Consider the following 21,422-nt stretch of genomic DNA (forward strand, 5'->3'; position numbering starts at 1 on the left):
TGCGGGTGGTTCCACCTCAGCGTAGATCCACGCCGGTTACGGAGGGGGGACCTGCGCATGTCCGGCACACGATGCGCCGTGCGGGCGCCTTCAGGCGGTGAGCCAGTTGCGCAGGCGCTCCTCGCCCGCGAGGATCTTCGCCGTCTCCACCCGCTCGTCCCGCTTGTGGGCCAGATGGGGGTTGCCGGGGCCGTAGTTGACGGCGGGGACGCCGAGCGCGGAGAAGCGGGAGACGTCCGTCCAGCCGTACTTGGGCCGCGGGGTGCCGCCCACCGCCTCGATGAAGGCCGCGGCGGCCGGGTGGGACAGGCCGGGCAGGGCGCCGCCGCTGTGGTCGTCGACCACGAACTCCTCCACCCCGCAGTCCGCGAACACCTCGCGGACGTGCGCGATCGCCTCCTCCTCGGTGCGGTCGGGGGCGTAGCGGAAGTTGACGGTCACCACGCACTCGTCGGGGATGACGTTGCCCGCCACGCCGCCGGAGATGCCGACCGCGTTCAGGCCCTCGCGGTACTCCAGGCCGTCGATCACCGGGTGGCGCGGCTCGTACGCGGCCAGGCGGGCCAGGACGGGGGCGGCGGCGTGGATGGCGTTGGAGCCCATCCAGCCGCGCGCGGAGTGGGCGCGCTCGCCCTTCGTCCTCAGCAGCACCCGCAGCGTGCCCTGGCAGCCGCCCTCCACCTCGCCGTCGGAGGGCTCCAGCAGGACCGCGAAGTCGCCCTGGAGCCACTCGGGGTGGGCCAGGGCCACGTGCCTGAGGCCGTTCAGGTCGGCGGCGACCTCTTCGTTGTCGTAGAAGATGAAGGTGATGTCCCGGTTGGGGGCGGGGACCGTGGCCGCGATGCGCAGCTGCACCGCGACGCCCGACTTCATGTCGCAGGTGCCGCAGCCCCACAGCACGCCGTCGTCGTCCAGGCGCGAGGGCACGTTGTCCGCGATGGGGACGGTGTCGATGTGGCCGGCCAGGATGACCCGCTCGGCGCGGCCCAGGTCCGTACGGGCGACCACGTTGTTGCCGTAGCGGTCGACCGTCAGGTGCGGCAGGGCGCGCAGGGCGTGCTCGATCGCGTCCGCGAGCGGCTTCTCGGTGCCGCTCTCCGAGGGGAAGTCCACTAGTTGGGCGGTGAGCGCGGCGGCGTCGAGCGTGAGGTCAAGCGAGGTGTCGGCCATGGCCCCGACCCTAGCGCGCCGGTCGCGGGGGCCGGCGGCAAGCGCTGTCCGAGAACCCGCGGTGAGGGTCCGTCGGGGCTCCAGTACCTTGATACGCGTGTCAGAGCCGTCCCCCACCCGTCCCAAGCGCCGCGGCCGTCTCCTGCGTTACGTCGCGGCCCTGTTGGTCCTGTGCTCGGTCGCCGCGTACCTCGTGGTGCAGTACGTCACCGGAGGCGGCGGAGCGCGCGGCTGCAAGGTGGTCTCGGCCGACGGTGACGAGAAGTCGTTCGAGTTCACGCCGGAGCAGGCGGAGAACGCGGCGACGATCGCGGCCGTCGGCACCGGGCGCAACATGCCCGAGCGGGCCGTCACCATCGCGCTGGCGACCGCGCTGCAGGAGTCGGGGCTGCGCAACATAGCGCACGGCGACCGGGACTCGCTCGGCCTGTTCCAGCAGCGGCCCTCGCAGGGCTGGGGCACCGAGCGGCAGATCATGGACCCGACGTACGCGGCGGGCATCTTCTACGCGCACCTGGCCAAGGTGCCGCACTACACCGACCTGCCGCTGACCGAGGCGGCCCAGGAGGTGCAGCGCAGCGGCTTTCCGGAGGCCTACGCCAAGCACGAGCCGGACGCCGAGCTGCTCGCGGCGGCGCTGACCGGGCGTGCGGCGGCCACGCTGACCTGCGACGGGCGCCCGGCCGCCACCGCCTCGGCGACCGGCCCGGACGCGGTACGGGCCGCGCTGGTACGGGACTTCGGGCGGGACGCGCTGCAGGAGACCGGGGCGCAGGTGGGCGGCACGCCGGTGCCGTCGCCGTCCCCGGCGCCGAGCGTGACCGCGACGGCGCAGGGCCGGACCGTGACCGTGCCGGTGCCGCAGGACGCCGAGGCGGACGCGACCGGGCGCGGCCGGCGGGGCTGGCAGCTGGCGCAGTGGGCGGTGGCCAACTCCTCGGCGCTGCACATCCAGCGGGTGTCGTACGCGGGCCGGGAGTGGACCGCGCAGAGCGGCGGGGGCGGGTGGAAGCCGGTGGCCGCCGACGGGGCCGGCGGTGCGGCGCAGTCCGCGGACGTCGTCCGGATCGTGACCGGACAGTAGTACGAGCGGTCACTCGGACGGGTTGCGCGGCGCCGCTGTCGACCGCCGTACGGGTGGCGTGCGCGGCGGCTCGGGAAAGCCCGGGAAATCAAGGGCCGTAAGGATTCTGCGGCATTTCCGTGAGACGTTCTTTGCCCGTTTTTATCCACACCCGATAATGCGATGCGTTATCCATTCTTTACCTGGGGCGTCCGCAACCTTCGGGGACTTCGAGCGGTAGTCACGGCGTCCGGTCCCGGAAGCGGGCCCGGACGCAGACATCGTTCTCTCCCGTCGAATGGAGCATCATGTCCCTCCCCCTGACCCGCCGGATCGCCCGTGCCGCGCTGCTCGTCGCAGCGGGAGCGGCAGCCGGGGTCGGTGCGGCCGGCTCCGCCGGTGCGGCCACGAACCAGCCGGCGGCGCTCCCGAACCTCGGTGGCCTGAGCGCCCTGGACACCGCGCAGGCGGGCAGCACCGTCGACAGTGCCGCGCAGAACGTCACCTCGCTCGCGGGCCACGCGGGCGGCAAGGCGGTCGAGCAGACGGTGCCGGCCGCGGGCAAGAGCGCCGGCGGGGCCCTGAAGAAGACGGCGCCGGTGGCGCAGAAGGCCGCGGGCGACACCGCCGGGGTGGCCGGGGAGGTCGTCGGGGGCGCCGCGGGCAACGTCACCAAGGGCGGACTGCCGAAGCTGCCGGTGCAGGGGCTGCCGCTGGGCGGCTGACGGTCCGCCGCCACCGGGCACGAAGGCGACGGGGTCCAGGGCGTTTCCCTGGACCCCGTCGCCTTGTCGGTTATGCCGCGAGGCGGGACACCGCCGCCTGAACGCGTTCGTCCGTCGCCGTCAGGGCCACGCGGACGAAGTTCTCGCCCGCCGCGCCGTAGAAGTCGCCCGGCGCCACGAGGATGCCGAGATCGGCCAGGTGGGCGACCGTCTGCCAGCAGGACTCGTCGCGGGTGGCCCACAGGTAGAGGCTGGCCTCGCTGTGTTCGATGCGGAAGCCGTGGCCGAGCAGGGCGGCACGGAGGGCCTCGCGGCGGGCGGCGTAGCGCTCGCGCTGCTCGTGGACGTGGGTGTCGTCGCCGAGGGCGGCCACCACGGCCGCCTGCGTCGGAGCGCTGGTCATCATGCCGCCGTGCTTGCGGATCTCCAGCAGCGGGCCCAGCACGGCCGGGTCGCCGGCGATGAAGGCGGCGCGGTAGCCGGCCAGGTTGGAGCGCTTGGACAGGGAGTGGACGGCGACGATGCCGTCGTAGGAGCCGCCGTTGACGTCCGGGTGCAGGACGGAGACCGGGTCGGCCTCCCAGCCCAGCTCCAGGTAGCACTCGTCGGAGAACAGCAGGACGCCGTGGGCGCGGGCCCAGGCGACGATGTCCGTCAGCTCCCGCTGGGGGATGACCTTGCCCGTCGGGTTGGACGGGGAGTTCAGCCACAGCAGCTTCAGGCCCGCGGGGTCGAGGTCGCGCGGGTCGTCGTACGCCTCGTAGCCGGCGCGGGCGAGGCGGGCGCCGACCTCGTAGGTGGGGTAGGCGAGGCGCGGGTAGGCCACCCTGTCGCCGGGGCCGAGGCCCAGCTGGGTGGGCAGCCAGGCGACCAGCTCCTTGGAGCCGACGACCGGCAGGACGTGCCGGTGGGTGAGGCCGCGGGCGCCCAGGCGGCGCTCCAGCCAGCCGGTGATCGCGTCGCGCAGTGCGGGGGTGCCCCAGACGGTCGGGTAGCCCGGGGAGTCGGCCGCGTCGACCAGGGCCTTCTGGATCAGTTCCGGCACCGGGTCGACCGGGGTGCCCACGGAGAGGTCGACGATCCCGTCGGGGTGCGCGGCGGCCGTCTTCTTGTACGGCTCCAGCTTGTCCCAGGGGAAGGTGGGGAGCCGGTCGGAGACTGCGGACACGGGAATCAGGCTCACTTTCGTACGGTGCGGCAAACGCCTCGGTCCCGTGCGGCGCTGATCGGGGTGATCGGGCCGTACGGGACCGAGGCGGCGCGGCGCTGCGTGGCAGGCGGCCGCTTGGCGCTCAGACGGTCACTCGCCCTGCGGCGGCAGCGCGGCGACGAAGGGGTGGTCGCGCTCGATCAGCCCCAGCTTGCTGGCGCCGCCGGGAGAGCCGAGCTCGTCGAAGAACTCGACGTTCGCCTTGTAGTAGTCCTTCCACTCCTCCGGGACGTCGTCCTCGTAGAAGATCGCCTCGACCGGGCAGACCGGCTCACAGGCACCACAGTCGACGCATTCGTCCGGGTGGATGTACAAGGACCGCTGGCCCTCGTAGATGCAGTCGACCGGGCACTCCTCGATGCACGCCTTGTCCTTGACGTCGACACAAGGCTGCGCGATGACGTAGGTCACGCTGTCGTTCCTCCTCGATAGGGCGCTGGCGGGCCTCCTCAGGCTCCGCCGCCTGGCGCGCGGGAGCGCGGCGTCGTCGATGCCCGCCCCTAGTATCTCCGTTCCGGAGCATGATCCGAACAGGAGGGGTGAACTGACCAGTGGAAATCTCGGCGACAGGACGCCTTGAAGTCCGAATCACCCCTGCTGACGTGGGGAAACGTGTCTCGGTACGGCGCTTGAGCGAACCTGGTGCGGCGCAAGAGAAGTTCACCGACACGGTGGGTGTTCTCACATCATGGGATCAGGGCGTGCTCATGATCACACGGCGGGATGGGCGGAGTGTCCGGATCGCCGAGTCTGCCCTGGTCGCGGGCAAGGTCGTGCCGGCCGCTCCGGCGCGCCGCCGCGGGCCCGCCGCGTCGTACGAGGAACTGGCGGGGGTCGCCTCGCGCGGCTGGCAGCCGCTGGAGACGGAGCTGTTCGGCGGGTGGGTGCTGCGCGCGGCGGTCGAGGTCGGGCAGCAGGGTTTCACGCGGCGCGCCAACAGCGTGCTGCCGCTGGGCGCCCCGGGCCTCCCCCTCGACGCGGCCCTCGCGGCCGTACGGCGCTGGTACGGCGAGCGCGGCCTGCCCGCCTACGTCCAGACGGCCACCGGCGCCGAGGGCACGCAGGAACTGCTGTGCGCGGAGCTGGAGCGGCGCGGCTGGGTGCGGGAGGTGACCGCCGAGCTGTGGACCGGTGCGCTCGCGCCGGTCGCGGACCGGGCCGAGGGCGCCGGTGTGGTGCTGTCCCGGAAGGTGGACGAGGCGTGGCTCGCCCGGTACCGGCGCAAGGGGGTGAGCGAGGTGGCCCTCCGGGTGCTGGGCGCTGGTCCGTCGGTGTGGTTCGCGACGGTGCCCGGCGCCGCCGGCGAGCCGCCGGCGGCGATCGGGCGGTGCGTCGTGGACGGGCGCTGGGCCGGTTTCGCGGCGGTCGAGGTGGACCCCGGCCGGCGCCGGGAGGGCCTCGCCACGGAGGTGATGGCCGCGCTGGCCCGCCGGGCCCTGGACGAGGGCGCCTCGGCGGCCTGGCTCCAGGTGGAGACGGACAACGAGGCCGCCCGCACCCTCTACGCCGCACTCGGCTTCACCCCGCACCACGCCTACCACCACTACCGGGCCCCCTCCGAGCCCGCCGGACCGACCCCGGCGAACGCGCACACCGAGGCCCGGGACCCGGCCGAGCCCACGGACGGCAGTCGGTGAAAGCGGGCGGAGTGGCGGGGGCGGTGTGGCGCGGGCGGGTGCCGGGCCCGGCGCCGGCATGGATCCGGGGGCCGGGCGGCAAGGGCGGGGCGAGCACCGGCACCGCCGGGCACCCGGCCCGGGACTCGGGCGCGTCCGCCGGCCCCTGCACACGGGTCCTCTCCCCCGAACGCAACGGCCGGGCATGCGGACCAGCGTCCGTCCGCACGAGCCGCCGGGCCCCGGCGGACGCGCGCACCGAGGTCCGGGACCCGGCCGAGCCCACGGACGGCAGTCGGTGAAAGCGGGCGGAACGGCGGATGGTGGCGCGGGCGGGTGCCGGGCCCGGCGGACGCGCAGACCGAGGACCGCGAGCCGACCGAACCCTCGGACGGTCGGCCGGTGAAAGCGGGCGGGGCGGCGCAGCCCGGTGCCGGGCTCGGTGCCGGCATGGATCCGGTGGACCGGGCGGCAAGGGTCGGCCGAGCACCGGGACCCTCCGGGCGCCCGGCCGGGACTCGGCGCGTCCGCCGGCCCCTGCACACCGGTCCTCTCCCCCGGCCGCACGAGCTGGCGCACACCGCGCTCTCGGTCACCGGTGTCCGGCCGCACGAGCCGTCGGGCCGGAACGGTCGTAGAAACCGTCTCGAAAGGGCATGAGCCTGGCATGCGTCCCCCGTATCTGCCGCCGCCGTATCCGCCTCCGCCGGAGCGGGCGGCCGAGTTGTGCCGGAGGTTCGCCGACGAGGCCCGGTCCGAGCGGCCGGACCTGGCGGCGCTGTGCCTGCTGATCGGCGCCGGGGCGGACCGCTCGCTGGACGAGGCCGGGATCGACGCCGCGCAGCTGGAGCTGGACCGGCTCGCGGGCGAGCTGCCGTACCGGCCGGGCGGACCGGCCGCCTGGGCGGAGGCGGTACGGCGGCTGCTCGGCGCGCGCCACGACTTCCACGGCACGCCCGGCGACTACCAGCGCCTGGAGTCCTCCCTGCTGCACGAGGTGCTGCGCCGGCGGCGCGGGCTGCCGATCCTGCTGTCGGTGGTGTGGCTGGAGGTCGCGCGGCGGGCGGGCGCCCCGGTGTACGGGGTGGCGCTGCCGGGCCACTTCGTGGTGGGCTTCGGACCGCCCGAGGAGCAGGTGCTGGCCGATCCGTTCGACGGGGGCCGGGTGCTGACCGGGAGCGACGCGGAGACGCTGGTGGTGGGGGCCACCGGGGCGCCGCTGGACGCCTCGATGCTGCGGCCCGCGGCACCGCTGGAGATCGTCCATCGGATCCTGAACAACATCCGGGCCTGGGCCGCTGCCCGCCCCGAGCGCTCCGACGTCGCCCTGTGGGCCGTGGAACTGGCGCTGCTGGTGCCCGCCCACCCGGCGCGGCTGCGCTACGAGAGGGGTCAACTCCTCGTGCAGCGCGGCGAGTTCGCCTCGGGTGCCGAGGAACTGGAGTACTACGCCGACCTGATCGAGGTGGTGGACGAGTCGTCCGCGCAGAAGGTGCGGCAGCAGGCGCACACCGCGCGGGCGATGCTCAACTGAGCCGTCACAGCCAGCCCTTCTCCCGTGCCGTGCGCACCGCCTCCGCCCGGTTGCGCACCGCCAGCTTCTGGATGGCCGTGGAGAGGTAGTTGCGGACCGTGCCCTGGGACAGGTGCAGGGTCGTGGCCAGCTCGGCGTTGGTCGAGCCGTCGGCGGCCGCGCGGAGCACCTCGCGTTCGCGCTCGGTGAGCGGATTGGCGCCCTCGGCGAGCGCGGCGGCGGCGAGCGTGGGGTCGATGACCCGCTCACCGGCCAGCACCTTGCGGATCGCCTCGGCGAGCTGCGCGGCCGGGGCGTCCTTGACGAGGAAGGCGTCGGCGCCCGCCTCCATGGCGCTGCGCAGATAGCCGGGGCGGCCGAAGGTGGTGAGGACGACCAGCTTGACCCGCGGGAACTCCCGGTGGACCTGTGCGGCCGCCTCGATGCCGGTGCAACCGGGCATCTCGATGTCGAGCAGCGCCACGTCCACGCCGTGCGCGCCGACGGCCGCGAGCACCTGGTCGCCGCGCGCGACCTGGGCGACGACCTGGATGTCGTCCTCCAGGCCGAGCAGCGCGGCCAGGGCCTCGCGGACCATCGACTGGTCCTCGGCCAGCAGGACCTTGATCGGGCTCGTCATGCCCCGGATCCTACGTCTCCGCGGGGGCCGCCGGGACGCGGGCGACGAGCCGGAAACCGCGCTTGATCCGGCCCGCCTCCAGGGTGCCGCCGGCCTTCTCCAGCCGCTCCATCAGCCCGGTCAGACCGTTGCCGGGAACGCCGCCGGCGCCGCCGGATCCGTCGTCCTCGACGGAGAGTTCGAGCATCGCGCCGTCCAGGGTCTGCCGCCGGACCAGCTGGACGAGGCACTTCTCGGCGCCGCTGTGCCGGACCACGTTGGTGACCGCCTCGCGCAGCGCCCAGGCGAGCGCCGACTCGGACTGCTCGGGGACGCCGGTGAGGTCGGGCTCGGCGGGGACCTCGGCGACGACGCCGGCGGCGGTCAGGGCGACCTGGGCGCCGGCGAGTTCGGCGGCGAGCCGGGGCCGCCGGTAGCCGGTGACGGCCTCCCGCACGTCGACCAGCGCCTGCCGGCTGACCTGCTCGATGTCGGCGACCTGCCGGGCCGCCTTGTCGGGATCGCCGGGCAGCATCCGGCCGGCCAGCTCGCTCTTCAGCGTGATCAGGGACAGCGAGTGGCCGAGCAGGTCGTGCAGGTCCCGGGCGAGCCGCAGCCGCTCCTCGTTGGCGGCGAGGTGGGCGACGGTGGCCCGCGCCTTCTGCAGCTCGACGGTCGTGCGGATGAGCTGGCCGACCCCGACCATCGCGAACCCGATCAGCGGGACGAGGAGCATGCTCTCGTCCGGCTTCACGTCCCAGCGCAGTCCGGACAGGTACATGATCACGGTCGCCGCCGGGATCGCCCAGAACGCGGCGCGGACCGGCAGGGTCGCCCCGCAGGCGACCGACAGGTAGACGAACAGGCCGGCCCACGCGCCGCCGAGGCCGTACGTCAGCAGGGGCGCGAGGACGGCGAGGACCGCGAGCAGGGAGACGACGACACGGGGGGTGAAGGGCCGGCCGATGTTCCGGAAGACCAGCGTGAGGTAGGCGGTGACGAAGGCGGCGAGGCCGAGTCCGCCCGCGACCGTGGCGGCCGTGGTGTGCCGGCCGGAGGCGAGATCCCTGACCGGGGAGCTGAGGAAGACCAGCCAGACCCCGATCCACAGTGTCTTGACCACCAGCTCGCGCCGGTTGCGCGGCCCCTGGCCGATCCGCACCTGGTGCTCCGGCCGCCGCTCGGGGGCCCGCTGGTCTTCCGTCATCGTGCTCACGCCTTCAGCGTGTCCTTCCGGTACAGCCAGGCGGCGCCGCCCGCGAACAGGACGAAGTAGACGGCGAGGACGGCGATGTCCGTGGCGCGCGGGGCCTGGCTCTGCTCGATCGACCGCCCCAGTGCAGCGTACGCGTGCGTGGGCAGCCATTTCGCGATGTCCTGGAGCACCTTGGGGAAGGTGGTGGAGGGCATCCACAGGCCGCCGAGGATCGACAGACCGAAGTAGACGATCATCGTGATCGGACGGACCGCGTCACCGGAGGCGAGGTAGCCGATGGCGACGCCGAGCGCGGCGAAGACCAGGCTGCCGGCCCAGATGACCCCGGTGAGGGCGGCCCACTGCCAGGCGTCCAGGTGAACGTGCTTGAGCACGGCGGCGGCCAGGAACACCACCACGATCGACGGCAGGCTCACCACGGCGGCGCTGGCGGTCTTGGCGAGGACGTAGCCGCGCCCCGGCAGCGAGGTCAGCCGCAGCTGCCGTACCCAGCCGCTCTCGCGCTCCTTGGCGATGCGCTCGCTGTTGCCCATCAGGACGGCGGTCAGCGCGCCGAAGGAGGCCATGGAGACCATCAGGTAGGTGGCGACGGTCAGGCCGGTGCCGTCGACCTTGGAGGTGGAGCCGGAGCTGCTGGAGAAGATCAGGAAGAGGATCGAGGGGTAGAGCACCGAGAAGAACAGGAACTTCTTGTTCCGGAAGGCGCGGGCCAGTTCCAGCTTGATCAGGGCGTTCACGACTGCTTGGCCTCCTCGGCCTCCGTGATGGCGACGAAGGCCTGCTCCAGACCGAGCCCGGCGACTTCGAGGTTGCGGGGGTAGACGCCGAGGCCGTACAGGGCGTGCACGGTGGCGTCGGCGTCGGACGACTGGATGCGCACGGTCTGGCCCGACACGTCGATCGACGTCAGGAACGGCAGGGCGCGCAGGGCGGCCTCGTCGATCTCGCCCTCCAGGTCGAAGGAGACCCGCCGGGCGCCCGCCTTGGCCTTGATCTCGGCGGCGGTGCCGTCGGCGAGGAGCCGCCCGCGGTGCAGCACCAGCACCCGGTCCGCGATCGCGTCGGCCTCTTCGAGGTAGTGGGTGGCGAACAGGACGGTACGGCCCTGGTCGGCCTGCTCGCGCATGGTGGCCCAGAAGGCCTGGCGGGCGGAGACGTCCATGCCGGTGGTCGGCTCGTCCAGGATGATCAGGTCGCTGTCGCCGGCGGTGGCGAGCGCGAACCGGACGCGCTGGGACTGGCCGCCGGAGAGCTTGTTGACCTTGCGGTCGGCGATCTGCGCGATGCCCGCGCGGGCCATCACGTCCGCCGCCTTGTACGGCTTCGGGTGCAGCGCGCAGGACAGCTTCACCAGTTCCTCGACGGTGACCTCGTCCATCAGCCCGCCGCTCTGCAGCATGGCGCCGACCCGCCCGGCGACGATCGCGTCACGGGGGGCGCCGCCGAACAGGCGCACCGTGCCGCTGTCGGGGTGCTTCAGACCGAGGAGCAGGTCGAGCGTGGTGGACTTGCCGGCCCCGTTCGGGCCGAGCAGGGCGACGGTCTCGCCCGGGTACAACCGGAGCGAGAGCCCGTCGACGGCCCGGACGCTCCCGTACGTCTTGGTCACCTGGTCGAAGCCGACCACCGGGGTGATGGTGGCCGGTGCCGCAGTTGTCGTCATGGCGTCCATGCTCGCGGCGGGGGCGGGTACCGGGGCAGTGTCGGGGGTCCCGAGTGCCGGATGACAGATGTCATACGGGCCGGGTGACGGTACGGCGAAGGGGGCGCCCGGTGCCGTCGGGCGCCCCCTTGTACCGCTGGACTAACTCGGGTTGGTCTGGATGACCGCCACCCGGTTGGTCTTGCTGATCAGGGCCTGGCGCAGGGCGACGTAGACGTCCTGCGGGGTGACCGCCGTCTTCTTGCCGTTGGCGCGGGTGATGAGCACGCCGTCGAAGGCGCCGCCGTAGAGCTGCTTCAGGGCGTTCAGGTCGGGTTTGTCGATCAGCTTGCCGTCCGCGGTGGGCACCACCCTGAGGAACTTCCAGAGGGATTTCTCCGGGCTCATCAGCACCACGTGCCCGGCGCCCGCCGACACGGTCACCTTGGCCGACATCGCCGGCTCCGCGAACTCCTTCATCTCCTGGTCGACCGCCGCGTTCGACACCGTCGGCTGCCTGGTGGTCGTCGGGACGGTGACCGGGGTCGCGGAGTCCGTCTCGACCAGGGTGCGGTAGGCCTGTTCGATGGCCTGGGCCGACCGGCCGGCGTCGATGGCCTTGCCCGCCTTGCCGTAGACGGCGACCGCCCGGCCGGGCTTGAAGTCGATGCCGCCCTCGACGACCGAGCCGGAGCCGCCGCCGGCCTGCTGCAGGGCTGCCTGGAGCTTCTCCTCGTCCACCGGCATCGACGGCTCGATCACCCGCTTCTGCCCGAAGAGCGACCCGATGACGTGCACCGGGTTGTAGTCGCTGGTCGCGGCCTTGCTCACGGTGTCCTGGAAGTCGAACTGGAGCCCGGCGTTCTCGGGGGTGATGCTGACCGTCCGGCCGCCGACGTCGAGCTTGAGGGGCTTGTCGACCCGGCCGCCGAAGGCGTCGTCGAGCTTCTTGACGGCGTCGTCGCGGGTGCCGCCGCCGATGTCCAGGCCGAGGACCGTGGTGCCCTTGGGCACGTCGGTGCGGTTCATCAGCAGTCCGGCGCAGTAGGCGCCGCCCGCGACGACGACCACGCCGACGCCCAGCAGCACCAGCTTGCTGCGGCCCTTCTTCTTCGGCTTGGCCTGCGCCTTGGGAGCGCCGGCGGGCTGGGACGCGGGCGGCGTGGCCGGGCCGCCGGACGAGGGGCCGCCGTACGGGGCGGCGCCGGGGACGACCGGGATGCCGCTGGTGACGGTGTGCCCGGAGATGTTGTCGGCCGGGCGGTAGGCGGGCGTGCCCGGTTCGGGGGCCGGCTTCTGCGGGGTGAGGATCGCGGTGTCGTCGCTGAGCCCGCCGCCCGGGCCGAGCCCGCCGGGACCGGCGCCGTGCGCACCGGGACCGCCGGGCCGTGCCGGGCCTTCGAGGTCGGCGAGGTCGGCGAGGGCGCTGCGCTGCGGCTCGGAGCCCTGGTCGCCGGGCGCGTCGTAGCCGCCGCCGAGCGGGCCGCGGTCGAACGCTTCGCCGCCCGAGGGGGCGAGGGGGCCGTCGCCCGTGACCGGGCCGCTGGTGGGGCCGGCCGGGCCCTGCGGGCCGCCGTGGCCGCCGTGGCCGTGCGGGCCGTTGAAGCCGCCGAGGCCGCCGGCTCCGCCGGCCGGGCCGCTGCCCGCCGGGGCGCCGAGGCCGTCGTGGTCGCTCGGGCCGGTGCCGGGGAAACCGTTCCGGCTCGCGCCGCCGCCGTAGCCGTCGGAGCCGCTCGCGCCGGAGCCGCCGAAGCCGTCCTGCTCGGCGTTCTCCGCGAAGTACGGCAGGTCGTCGCGGCGGGGCTCGCCGCCGGGGCCGCCGGAGCGGGAGCCGCCGCCGAGCGGGCCCGCGTTCAGGGCCTCGGTCACGTCGAAGGAGCCGGTGCCGCCGCCGTGTCCCGGGGCGACGGGGCCGCCGGTGGCGCCGGGCAGGCCCTTGCCGTTCGAGGCGCCGGGGCGGGCGCCCGGCACGCTCATGGAGCCGACCACACCGCCGGGGCGCCCGCTGCCGGGCCGGCTGCCACCGGGGCGTGCGCCGGTGGTACCGGTCGTACCCGGTGCTTCCGCTCCACCCGGACGGGTGGCCGGCGCACTGCCGGGCGAACCGGAACCAGCGGACATTCCGGCCCCGTTCGTGCCGCCGCCACCCGGACCGCCCTTGGCGGCGGCCGACTTGCGGGGCGCGAACCAGTCGCTGGTCTTCTCCTCGCCCTGGCCCCCGGGTTCGGCCGGGGCCTCGGCTGCGGGGGCCGCCGTGCGGTCGGCCGCCGACCGGGTGTCGGCGGCGGGCGCCTCGTCCCCGGCGACGTCGCTCTCCGCGACGGGCTTGCGCACCACGACCGGCGGGATGGGCCGGGACCCGGGGATGTTGATCCGGATCCGGGTCGTCAGCGTGGTCTCGGTCTTCTTCTCCTCCGGCCGCGTGCCCGGACGGCTCGCGTCCGTACCGTCGCCGGAAGCCATGGGGGTCCCGTACGGCGGCGTGCCGGAGGGGTACGCGGCTCCGCCGCGCCCGTTGGGCCCGGTGGACGGAGTGTCAGTTTCACGACTCAAGGCAGGTTCTCCCAGTTGGCTTCGCCGCCCGTTCGACCTCAACCAGCTCGGGCGGCTCGGCGGCGCGCACCACCATACTGGCCGCCTCTGCCGCTTATCCCATGACCACTGAGGAAACCCACACCGGACTCGCACGCGCGTCCCATGGCGAAGTGGTACGTCACTTGCCAAGTCGGACGGGACCGCTCCGGGGTTGCCGCCCGGCGCCGACGGTGGCGCAGATCACAGCGAGCGCCATGCCGCCGAGCAGGAAGAGATAGGAGCCGAGTCCCGCACCGAACAGGAAGTCGCCTTCCGGGCGCGCGGTGGTGAGCAGGATGACGGTGACGATCCAGCCCACCACGGGTGCCACCGCCCCGCCCCGGCCGCCGGTGGCGTACGCGCCGCCGAGGAACAGCCCGGCCGCGCCCGCGAGGGCGAGCAGCAGCCCACCGGGGAACCAGGCGGCCTGCACGAGGGCGCCGGCCAGGCCCACGACGGCGCCGAGCACGAGGAGGCCCAGGTAGGCGGCGATCCGGCCGGGAGAGGGCCGGCCGAGCGGCTGGGCGAGCAGCGAGCCGGGTCCTTCGGTGCTCACGCCGCCGCCTCCTCGACGCCGGCGAACAGGTCGGCTTCGCCGGGCTCGGCGGTGCCGCGCACCAGTTCGTAGTACTCGGTGGTGAACAGCGGCTGGGCCAGCTCGTTGGAGAGCGCGAAGTACGGCTCGGCCACCTCGATCTGGGTGGCGTGGGCGCGCATCGCGGCGGCCTTCGCGGCGGCGAAGGCGGCGCCGTCGACGGCGGTGGTGACCCGTGCGTCGTCGACCACGCCGGGCACGTCGGCGACGCTGCCGCTCTTGTCGAACGGCAGGGCGGGCAGCTCGTCCTGGAGGCGGGCGAAGGCGGCGTCGGCGACGGAGCGCGGGACGCGGTTCCAGTACACCTTGGCGATGCGGTGGCCGCGCTCGGCCGCGAGGTCGACGGCGCGCATGGCGACGCGGTGGGCCTGGATGTGGTCCGGGTGGCCGTAGCCACCGTTGTCGTCGTACGTCACCAGGACCTGGGGCCGCACCTCGAGGATCACCTCCACCAGATGCCCGGCGGCCTCGTCCACGTCGGCCTGCCAGAAGCACCCGGGGTCGTCGTTGTCGGCGATGCCCATCATCCCGGAGTCGCCGTACCGCCCCGCGCCGCCGAGCAGCCGGGCGTCCGTCACGCCGAGCGCGCGCACGGCGGCGGCCAGCTCGACGCGCCGGTGCGCGCCGAGCGCCGGGCCGGACAGGTGCCGCAGCCGCGGCGGGATGACCTCGCCCCGCTCCCCGAGGGTGCAGGTGACCAGCGTCACATGGGCGCCTTCGGCCGCGTACCGGGCCATGGTCGCGCCGTTGTTGATCGACTCGTCGTCCGGGTGCGCGTGCACGAGCAGCAGCCGCCGGGCAGGCAGTTCCGTCATGGGGCCACCCTACGATCCCGGCGGCCGACGCGCCTGGAGCCGGCACCCCACGGCGGCCGCGGGGGCGATGCCGGGAGATGTCAGAACTTGATGCTGCTGATCATGCTGGCGACGTTCGTGGTCAGCTGGCTGATCGTCGGGGCGACGGTGGAGGAGGCGAGGTAGAAGCCGAGCAGGATGCAGACGACGGCGTGACCGCCCTTCAGTCCCGACTTCTTGATGAGCAGGAAGACGATGATCGCCAGCAGCACCACCGCCGAAATCGAGAGTGCCACGGCGGCCCACCTCCAAAGATCGCGAGATCCAGATCAGTTGAGCAAATCCATGCAGACGCCAGCAGGTTGATACCCACACAGCGGTAGTGATCATAACTATCCGTACTCGCGCATCGCTCGGCGCACGGCCGCACAAGGGGGCGCATGGCCAATATGGTCGGGGTATGACGACCGAGTCCGACTCCTTCCCCCGTCGATACGCCCGGACCCAGCGGTTCACCCTCGGCGCGCCGCGCTCGTTCACGGTGGCACCCGACGGCGCGCGTGTCGCGTTCCTGCGTTCCGGCTCCGGCACCGACCGGGCCAACTCCCTGTGGGTCATGGATCTTCCGGACGGCGAAGAGCGCCTCGCGGCGGATCCCGGCGCCCTCCTCGGCGGCGCCGGCGAAGAGCTCTCCCCCGAAGAGCGGGCGCGCCGGGAGCGCAGCCGCGAAGGGGGCGCCGGCATCGTCGGATACGCCACCGACACGGCCGTGGAGCTGGCGTCTTTCGCCTTGTCAGGGCGGCTGTTCACGGCCGAGCTGCGGGCCGGCACCACGCGCGAACTCCGGGTCCCGGGACCGGTGATCGACCCCCGGCCCGCCCCCGACGGCCGGCACATCGCGTACGTCGCGCAGGGCGCGCTGCGGGTGGTGGGCGCCGAGGGAGAGGGCGACCGGGCGCTCGCCGAGCCGGAGCCCACGGAGGGTCCGGGCCGGGTCTCCTACGGGCTCGCGGAGTTCATCGCGGCCGAGGAGATGGGGCGTTCACGGGGCTTCTGGTGGGCGCCGGACGGGCAACGGCTGCTCGTGGCGCGGGTGGACGACACGCCGGTGCGGCGGTGGTGGATCGCCGACCCGGCCCACCCGGAGCGTGAGCCACGCGACATCGCCTACCCGGCGGCGGGCACCGCGAACGCGGACGTACGGCTGTTCGTGCTGGGCCTGGACGGGCAGCGCACGGAGGTGGCGTGGGACCGCTCGCGCTACCCGTATCTGGCGCGAGTGCACTGGTCAGCGGCGGGTGCACCGCTGCTGCTTGTGCAGGCGCGGGACCAGCGCAGCCAGCTGTTCCTCGCCGTGGACCCGGAGACCGGGGCGACGCGCATGGTGCACGCGGACGAAGATCCAACTTGGCTTGAACTGTTCGCCGGAGTGCCCTGCTGGAGCCCCGACGGGAACCTCGTCCGGATCGCGGACGAGGGCGGCGCACGGGTGCTGACGGTCGGTGAACGGCCCCTGACCAGCGGTCAGTTGCACATCCGGGCGGTGCTGGACGTGGGCGCCGACGACGTGCTGGTTTCCGCCTCGGCGGGCGAGGAGGCGGAGGCCCCCGAGGTCGGCGAGATCCACGTGTACCGCGTCAACGAACTCGGCGTGGAGCGCGTGTCGCAGGAGCCCGGTGTGCACACGGCCGTGCGCGCCGGGAACGTGTCCGTGCTGGTGTCCGCGTCGCTCGACACTCCGGGTGCCCGTGTCCAGGTGCTGCGTGACGGAAAACCGGCGGCGACTGTCCGGTCGTACGCCGAAGATCCTGGTTTGTCCCCCCGCGTGACGCTGACCCTGGGGGGCGCACGCCGAATCCCGTGCGCCGTGCTTATGCCACAGGACTACCACGGTGACACTCCCCTGCCCGTCCTCATGGACCCCTACGGCGGACCGCACGGCCAGCGGGTGGTCGCCGCGCACAACCCCCACCTGACCTCCCAGTGGTTCGCCGACCAGGGTTTCGCGGTGATCGTGGCCGACGGCCGGGGCACTCCGGGGCGCTCGCCGGCCTGGGAGAAGTCGATCCGGGACGAGGTGGCGGCCACCGTGGTGGAGGACCAGGCCGACGCGCTGCACGCGCTCGCCGACCGGTTCCCGCTGGACCTGGAGCGGGTGGCGATCCGCGGGTGGTCCTTCGGCGGCTATCTCGCGGCGCTGGCGGTGCTGCGCCGCCCCGACGTCTTCCACGCGGCGGTCGTCGGCGCCCCGGTCACCGACCTGCGCCTGTACGACACCCACTACCAGGAGCGCTACCTCGGCGACCCGGGCGAGCAGCCGGAGGTCTACCGCCGCAACTCGGTGATCGACGACGCGGGCCTGGTCGACCCGGCCGAGCCGCACCGCCCGATGATGATCATCCACGGACTGGCGGACGACAACGTGGTCGTCGCCCACTCCCTGCGGCTGTCCTCCGCCCTGCTCGCCGCGGGCCGCCCGCACGAGGTGCTGCCGCTGTCCGGGGTGACGCACATGACCCCGCAGGAGACCGTCGCCGAGAACCTGCTCAAGCTGCAGCTGGACTTCCTGCGGCGCTCGCTGCCGCAACCGGGCGACCGGCCGTGAACCGCGTTAACGCGCGGGCAACTTCACGGAAGCGGTACCGATATACGGACGCGGGAGACTGATCAGCGTACGGCCGTGCGGGTGCCGTGAACGGGCCGGGGTGCACCATGTCACCCCGGCCCGTTGCCGTAGGTGCCCTCCGCCGGCACCACCTGCCTCTCCTCCGCGAAGTGACAGGCGGAGGCGTGGGCCGCCGGGCCGGACGTGCCCCGGAACGCGGCCGGCACCGCGAGCGCCGGGACCTCCCGGGCGCAGCGCTCCTGCGCCTTCCAGCAGCGGGTGCGGAAGCGGCAGCCGGAGGGGATGTCCGTCGGCGACGGCACGTCGCCGCTGAGAATGATCCGCTCACGGCGCTCCCGCGCCTCGGGGTCCGGTACCGGGACCGCCGAGAGCAGCGCCTGGGTGTAGGGGTGCGTGGGATGGTCGTAGATCTCGGCGTCCCGGCCCGTCTCCACGATCCGGCCGAGGTACATGACGCCGACCCGGTCGGAGATGTGCCGGACCACGGACAGGTCGTGCGCGATGAAGACGTAGGAGAGGTCGAACTCCGACTGCAGCCGGGCCAGCAGGTTGACGACCTGTGCCTGCACCGACACGTCGAGCGCGGACACCGGCTCGTCGGCGACGATCACCTCCGGGCGCAGCGCCAGCCCGCGGGCGATGCCGATGCGCTGGCGCTGGCCGCCGGAGAACTGGTGCGGGTAGCGGTTGACGTACTCCGGGTTGAGGCCGACCACGTCCAGCAGTTCCTGGACCCGGCGGCGGCGGTCGCCCTTCGGCGCGACCTCGGGGTGGATGTCGTACGGCTCCCCGATGATGTCGCCGACCGTCATCCGGGGGTTGAGGGAGGTGTAGGGGTCCTGGAAGACCATCTGGATGTTCCGGCGGACGGCTTTCAGCGCGCGGCCGGACAGCCGGGTGATGTCCTCCCCCTTGAACCGGATGGTGCCCGCCGTCGGCCGCTCCAGGCTGCACAGCAGCCTCGCGACCGTCGACTTGCCGCAGCCCGACTCGCCCACGATTCCGAGGGTCTCGCCCTTGCCGAGGGTGAAGTCGACGCCGTCCACGGCCTTCACCGCGCCGATCTGCTTGCGGAACAGCACGCCCCGGGTCAGCGGGTAGTGCTTGACGAGCCCGGACACGTCGAGGATCGGCTCAGCCGCCGAGGTCGTCGCGGCCATCGAGGCACTCCCTCCAGAAGTGGCAGGCGCTGCCGCGGGTCTCGGAGACCTGGTACAGCGGCGGTTCGTCGGTGCGGCAGACGTCCCTCGCCAGCGGGCAGCGCGGGTGGAAGGAACAGCCCGGCGGGATGTCCATCAGGTTCGGCGGCAGGCCCCGGATGGCGTACAGCTGACGGCCCTTCTGGTCCAGGCGCGGGATGGAGTCCAGCAGACCGCGGGTGTAGGGGTGGGCCGGCGCCTTGTAGATGTCGTGGACGGGCGCGGACTCCACGATCCGCCCGGCGTACATCACCGCGATCCGGTCGGCGACGTCCGCGACGACGCCCAGGTCGTGGGTGATGAGGATGAGCCCCATGCGGTACTCGCGCCGCAACTCCGCGAGCAGGTCCATGACCTGGGCCTGCACGGTGACGTCCAGGGCCGTCGTCGGTTCGTCGGCGATGATCAGCGCCGGTTCCAGGGCCAGCGCCATGGCGATCATGATGCGCTGGCGCATGCCGCCGGAGAACTGGTGGGGGTAGTCCCGCACCCGCTGGGCGGCCGCCGGGATGCGCACCCGCTCCATCAGCTCCACCGCCCTGGCCCGCGCGTCCCTCCGGGACATCCCGCGGTGCACGACGAACATCTCGCCCAGCTGGTCGCCCACGGACAGCACGGGGTTGAGGGCCGACAGGGCGTCCTGGAAGATCATCGCCATCCCGGCGCCCCGGATCCTGCGCCGCTCCTCCTCCTTCATCCCCAGCAGATCCCGCCCCTGGAAGAGGATCCGCCCGCCGGTGATCCGCCCCGGCGGCATGTCGAGGATCCCCATCACGGCCTGCGCGGTGACGGACTTGCCCGACCCCGACTCCCCGAGCACGGCCAGGGTCTCCCCCGCGTCCACCTCGTAACTCACCCCGTTGACGGCCCGCGCGACCCCGTCCCGGGTCCGGAACTCCACATGCAGATCCCGCACTTCGAGCAGCACACCCCGCTTCTGCGCAGCCTCCATCACCACGTCCCTCACCTCAGCTTCGGATCGAGGGCGTCGCGGACCGCGTCGCCGAGCATGATGAAGGCCAGGACGGTGACGGCCAGGGCGCCCGAGGGCCACAGGAGGGCGTGCGGGGCGTTGCGGACGTAGGGGGAGGCGGCGGAGATGTCGATGCCCCAGGAGACGCTGGGCGGTTTGAGGCCCACGCCGAGGTACGACAGCGTCGCCTCCAGGGCGATGTACGTGCCCAGCGCGATGGTCGCCACCACGATCACCGGCGCCACGGCGTTCGGCGCGATGTGGCGCAGCAGGATGCGGGAGTCGGACGCGCCGAGGGCGCGGGCGGCCTGGACGTAGTCGTTCTGCTTGGCGGTGATGACCGCGCCGCGCGCGATCCGGCCGATCTGCGGCCAGCCGAGCAGCACCATGAACCCGATGACCGGCCAGACCGTGTTGCTGGTGACCACCGAGAGCAGGACCAGGCCGCCGAGGACGACCGGGATGGCGAAGAAGATGTCGGTGATCCGGGACAGGACCGAGTCCCAGACGCCGCCGAAGTAGCCGGCCAGCGCGCCCAGCACCGAGCCGAGGACGGCCACCCCGAGCGTCGCCAGCACGCCCACCGTGACGGAGGTGCGGGCGCCGTACACCGTGCGCGTGTAGACGTTGCAGCCCTGGCCGTCGTACCCGAAGGGCGCGCCCGGCCCCGCACCGTCCTGGGCCCGGGCGAGGTCGCACTTCAGGGGGCTGCCGGAGGCGATCACCGAGGGCCACAGGGAGATGAGGACGAGGAAGCAGATCACCACGGCGGAGACCAGGAAGACCGGGTTGCGGCGCAGGTCCCGCCAGGCGTCGGACCACAGGGACCGGGGCCGGCCCGCGGGTCCCGTGCCCGCCGGCCCGCCCGGCGCCCGCTCCAGCGTGGTGGCCTCGCTGGCGCCGAGGTCCATCGCACCCCCCATGCCGGTCCCGGCGATCGCGCCCTCGGGCTCGTACGGCTGCTCAGGCATAGCGGATCCTCGGGTCGAGTACGGCGTACAGGAGGTCGACGAGGAGGTTGGCGATGAGGAAGACCAGCACGAGGACGGTCACGAACCCGACGACCGTCTGGGTGTTCTGGCGCAGGATGCCCTGGTAGAGCTGGAAGCCGACGCCGTGGATGTTGAAGATCCGCTCGGTGACGATCGCGCCGCCCATCAGCGCGCCGACGTCCGCGCCGATGAAGGTGACCACGGGGATCAGCGAGTTGCGCAGCAGGTGCCGGACGACGACCCGGCGCCGGGGCAGGCCCTTGGCGATCGCGGTGCGGACGTAGTCGGCCCGCCTGTTCTCGGCGATGGAGGTGCGGGTCAGCCGGGTGACGTAGGCGAGGGAGACGGAGGCGAGGACGAGGCCGGGCACGATCAGCTCGTCGTAGCTCCCGTAGCGGACGGACGGGCTGATCCACTGCCACTTGATCCCGAGGAGCAGCTGCAGCAGCAGGCCGGTGACGAAGGTGGGCACGGAGATCACCACCAGGGTGGCCAGCAGCACCCCGGTGTCGACGGGCCGGCCGCGCCGCATGCCGGTCAGCACGCCGAGCGACACCCCGATGAGGATCTCGAAGAGGATGGCGACGATCGTCAGCCGGACGGTGACGGGGAAGGCCGTGCCCATCAGCTCGGTGACCTTCTGGCCGTTGAAGGCGGTGCCGAAGTCGCCGGTGAAGAGGTTGCCCATGTAGGTCGCGTACTGCTGCCACAGCGGCTTGTCCAGGCCGAACTCCCGCTTGAGCTGGGCGGCGGTCGCCGGGTCGCAGGCCCGCTCGCCGCACAGGCCGGCGACGGGGTCGCCCATCACGTTGACCATGAGGAAGATGAGCAGCGTGGACCCGATGAACACAGGGATCATCTGCAGCAGCCGTCGCGCGACATAGCGTCCCATGAC

The 21,422-nt window shown here is 73.2% G+C and carries 20 protein-coding genes; 5 read left to right on the forward strand and 15 right to left on the reverse strand.

Going from position 1 to position 21,422, the window contains the following annotated elements; all coding sequences use genetic code 11:
* Nucleotides 1–90 precede the first annotated feature (90 nt).
* Entirely contained in the window at nt 91–1,170 is a 1,080-nt protein-coding gene (dapE, locus tag ACGFZN_RS14650) for a succinyl-diaminopimelate desuccinylase (RefSeq protein ID WP_393858792.1), read from the reverse strand.
* Nucleotides 1,171–1,267: 97 nt separating this feature from the next.
* On the opposite strand from dapE, the gene ACGFZN_RS14655 reads away from it, so the two are divergent.
* Nucleotides 1,268–2,254, forward strand: a complete 987-nt coding sequence (locus ACGFZN_RS14655) for a heavy metal transporter (protein ID WP_393858793.1) — start codon at nt 1,268–1,270, stop codon at nt 2,252–2,254.
* Between the two features lie 287 nt (nt 2,255–2,541).
* The gene (locus ACGFZN_RS14660; RefSeq protein ID WP_393858794.1) at nt 2,542–2,958 is read left to right on the forward strand and encodes an ATP-binding protein; all 417 of its coding nucleotides are present in this window, start codon (nt 2,542–2,544) and stop codon (nt 2,956–2,958) included.
* Between the two features lie 70 nt (nt 2,959–3,028).
* On the opposite strand, the gene ACGFZN_RS14665 is transcribed toward ACGFZN_RS14660, so the two are convergent.
* Together ACGFZN_RS14665 and fdxA are read right to left on the reverse strand one after the other, a co-directional pair.
* Complete coding sequence (locus ACGFZN_RS14665) at nt 3,029–4,126, reverse strand: bifunctional succinyldiaminopimelate transaminase/glutamate-prephenate aminotransferase (protein ID WP_393858795.1); 1,098 nt, start codon at nt 4,124–4,126, stop codon at nt 3,029–3,031.
* Nucleotides 4,127–4,258: 132 nt separating this feature from the next.
* A complete protein-coding gene (gene fdxA, locus ACGFZN_RS14670; RefSeq protein WP_014674796.1) occupies nt 4,259–4,579 on the reverse strand; it encodes a ferredoxin in 321 nt (106 codons plus the stop codon).
* Nucleotides 4,580–4,719: 140 nt separating this feature from the next.
* Here fdxA and ACGFZN_RS14675 point away from each other — a divergent pair, with 140 nt between their 5' ends.
* The gene (locus ACGFZN_RS14675) at nt 4,720–5,805 is read left to right on the forward strand and encodes a GNAT family N-acetyltransferase (RefSeq protein ID WP_393858796.1); all 1,086 of its coding nucleotides are present in this window, start codon (nt 4,720–4,722) and stop codon (nt 5,803–5,805) included.
* A gap of 646 nt (nt 5,806–6,451) precedes the next feature.
* Nucleotides 6,452–7,318, forward strand: coding sequence for a tetratricopeptide repeat protein (locus tag ACGFZN_RS14680; RefSeq protein ID WP_393858797.1), 867 nt, complete (start codon nt 6,452–6,454; stop codon nt 7,316–7,318).
* Between the two features lie 4 nt (nt 7,319–7,322).
* Here the strand turns inward: ACGFZN_RS14680 and ACGFZN_RS14685 are convergent, their stop codons facing one another.
* The 8 genes from ACGFZN_RS14685 to ACGFZN_RS14720 all read right to left on the reverse strand — a co-directional run bounded on the left by ACGFZN_RS14685 (nt 7,323) and on the right by ACGFZN_RS14720 (nt 15,033).
* A complete protein-coding gene (locus ACGFZN_RS14685) occupies nt 7,323–7,937 on the reverse strand; it encodes a response regulator (protein ID WP_393858798.1) in 615 nt (204 codons plus the stop codon).
* A gap of 10 nt (nt 7,938–7,947) precedes the next feature.
* Entirely contained in the window at nt 7,948–9,123 is a 1,176-nt protein-coding gene (locus ACGFZN_RS14690) for a sensor histidine kinase (RefSeq protein ID WP_393858991.1), read from the reverse strand.
* Between the two features lie 5 nt (nt 9,124–9,128).
* Nucleotides 9,129–9,869 carry an ABC transporter permease gene (locus ACGFZN_RS14695; RefSeq protein WP_393858799.1) on the reverse strand — a complete coding sequence of 247 codons (741 nt, stop codon included), beginning with the start codon at nt 9,867–9,869 and terminating at the stop codon, nt 9,129–9,131.
* A complete protein-coding gene (locus ACGFZN_RS14700) occupies nt 9,866–10,795 on the reverse strand; it encodes an ABC transporter ATP-binding protein (protein ID WP_393858800.1) in 930 nt (309 codons plus the stop codon). The genes ACGFZN_RS14695 and ACGFZN_RS14700 overlap by 4 nt, the downstream gene beginning before the upstream one ends.
* 141 nt (nt 10,796–10,936) lie before the next feature.
* Entirely contained in the window at nt 10,937–13,327 is a 2,391-nt protein-coding gene (locus ACGFZN_RS14705) for a hypothetical protein (RefSeq protein WP_393858801.1), read from the reverse strand.
* A gap of 160 nt (nt 13,328–13,487) precedes the next feature.
* The gene (locus ACGFZN_RS14710) at nt 13,488–13,904 is read right to left on the reverse strand and encodes a DUF6113 family protein (RefSeq protein ID WP_393858802.1); all 417 of its coding nucleotides are present in this window, start codon (nt 13,902–13,904) and stop codon (nt 13,488–13,490) included.
* Nucleotides 13,901–14,758, reverse strand: a complete 858-nt coding sequence (gene mshB / locus ACGFZN_RS14715; protein WP_393858803.1) for an N-acetyl-1-D-myo-inositol-2-amino-2-deoxy-alpha-D-glucopyranoside deacetylase — start codon at nt 14,756–14,758, stop codon at nt 13,901–13,903. Before mshB ends, ACGFZN_RS14710 begins: the two co-directional genes overlap by 4 nt.
* Before the next feature lie 80 nt (nt 14,759–14,838).
* Nucleotides 14,839–15,033 (reverse strand): hypothetical protein, encoded by a 195-nt coding sequence (locus ACGFZN_RS14720; RefSeq protein ID WP_116147688.1) that lies wholly within the window; start codon nt 15,031–15,033, stop codon nt 14,839–14,841.
* Between the two features lie 164 nt (nt 15,034–15,197).
* Here ACGFZN_RS14720 and ACGFZN_RS14725 point away from each other — a divergent pair, with 164 nt between their 5' ends.
* On the forward strand, nt 15,198–17,342 hold the full coding sequence (locus ACGFZN_RS14725) for a prolyl oligopeptidase family serine peptidase (protein ID WP_393858804.1): 2,145 nt from the start codon (nt 15,198–15,200) through the stop codon (nt 17,340–17,342).
* Between the two features lie 110 nt (nt 17,343–17,452).
* On the opposite strand, the gene ACGFZN_RS14730 is transcribed toward ACGFZN_RS14725, so the two are convergent.
* The 4 genes from ACGFZN_RS14730 to ACGFZN_RS14745 are packed head-to-tail and all read right to left on the reverse strand — an operon-like array spanning nt 17,453 to nt 21,419.
* Nucleotides 17,453–18,523, reverse strand: coding sequence for an ABC transporter ATP-binding protein (locus ACGFZN_RS14730; RefSeq protein ID WP_393858805.1), 1,071 nt, complete (start codon nt 18,521–18,523; stop codon nt 17,453–17,455).
* Nucleotides 18,498–19,490 (reverse strand): ABC transporter ATP-binding protein, encoded by a 993-nt coding sequence (locus ACGFZN_RS14735; RefSeq protein WP_393858992.1) that lies wholly within the window; start codon nt 19,488–19,490, stop codon nt 18,498–18,500. Before ACGFZN_RS14735 ends, ACGFZN_RS14730 begins: the two co-directional genes overlap by 26 nt.
* A gap of 35 nt (nt 19,491–19,525) precedes the next feature.
* Complete coding sequence (locus ACGFZN_RS14740) at nt 19,526–20,506, reverse strand: ABC transporter permease (RefSeq protein ID WP_393858806.1); 981 nt, start codon at nt 20,504–20,506, stop codon at nt 19,526–19,528.
* Nucleotides 20,499–21,419, reverse strand: coding sequence for an ABC transporter permease (locus ACGFZN_RS14745; protein ID WP_393858807.1), 921 nt, complete (start codon nt 21,417–21,419; stop codon nt 20,499–20,501). Before ACGFZN_RS14745 ends, ACGFZN_RS14740 begins: the two co-directional genes overlap by 8 nt.
* Nucleotides 21,420–21,422 lie beyond the last annotated feature (3 nt).

The sequence above is a fragment of the Streptomyces sp. NPDC048192 genome, from assembly GCF_043202415.1.
In the GTDB taxonomy this organism is placed as follows: Bacteria; Actinomycetota; Actinomycetes; order Streptomycetales; family Streptomycetaceae; genus Streptomyces.

Coding starts and splice junctions, on each gene's coding strand:
- ACGFZN_RS14745 (WP_393858807.1), bottom strand. CDS start 21,419: ATGGGACGCTATGTCGCGCGACGGCTGCTGCAGATGATCCCTGTGTTC.
- ACGFZN_RS14660 (WP_393858794.1), top strand. CDS start 2,542: ATGTCCCTCCCCCTGACCCGCCGGATCGCCCGTGCCGCGCTGCTCGTC.
- mshB (WP_393858803.1), bottom strand. CDS start 14,758: ATGACGGAACTGCCTGCCCGGCGGCTGCTGCTCGTGCACGCGCACCCG.
- ACGFZN_RS14685 (WP_393858798.1), bottom strand. CDS start 7,937: ATGACGAGCCCGATCAAGGTCCTGCTGGCCGAGGACCAGTCGATGGTC.
- ACGFZN_RS14680 (WP_393858797.1), top strand. CDS start 6,452: ATGCGTCCCCCGTATCTGCCGCCGCCGTATCCGCCTCCGCCGGAGCGG.
- ACGFZN_RS14730 (WP_393858805.1), bottom strand. CDS start 18,523: ATGGCCGCGACGACCTCGGCGGCTGAGCCGATCCTCGACGTGTCCGGG.
- dapE (WP_393858792.1), bottom strand. CDS start 1,170: ATGGCCGACACCTCGCTTGACCTCACGCTCGACGCCGCCGCGCTCACC.
- ACGFZN_RS14700 (WP_393858800.1), bottom strand. CDS start 10,795: ATGACGACAACTGCGGCACCGGCCACCATCACCCCGGTGGTCGGCTTC.
- ACGFZN_RS14725 (WP_393858804.1), top strand. CDS start 15,198: ATGACGACCGAGTCCGACTCCTTCCCCCGTCGATACGCCCGGACCCAG.
- ACGFZN_RS14690 (WP_393858991.1), bottom strand. CDS start 9,123: ATGACGGAAGACCAGCGGGCCCCCGAGCGGCGGCCGGAGCACCAGGTG.
- ACGFZN_RS14740 (WP_393858806.1), bottom strand. CDS start 20,506: ATGCCTGAGCAGCCGTACGAGCCCGAGGGCGCGATCGCCGGGACCGGC.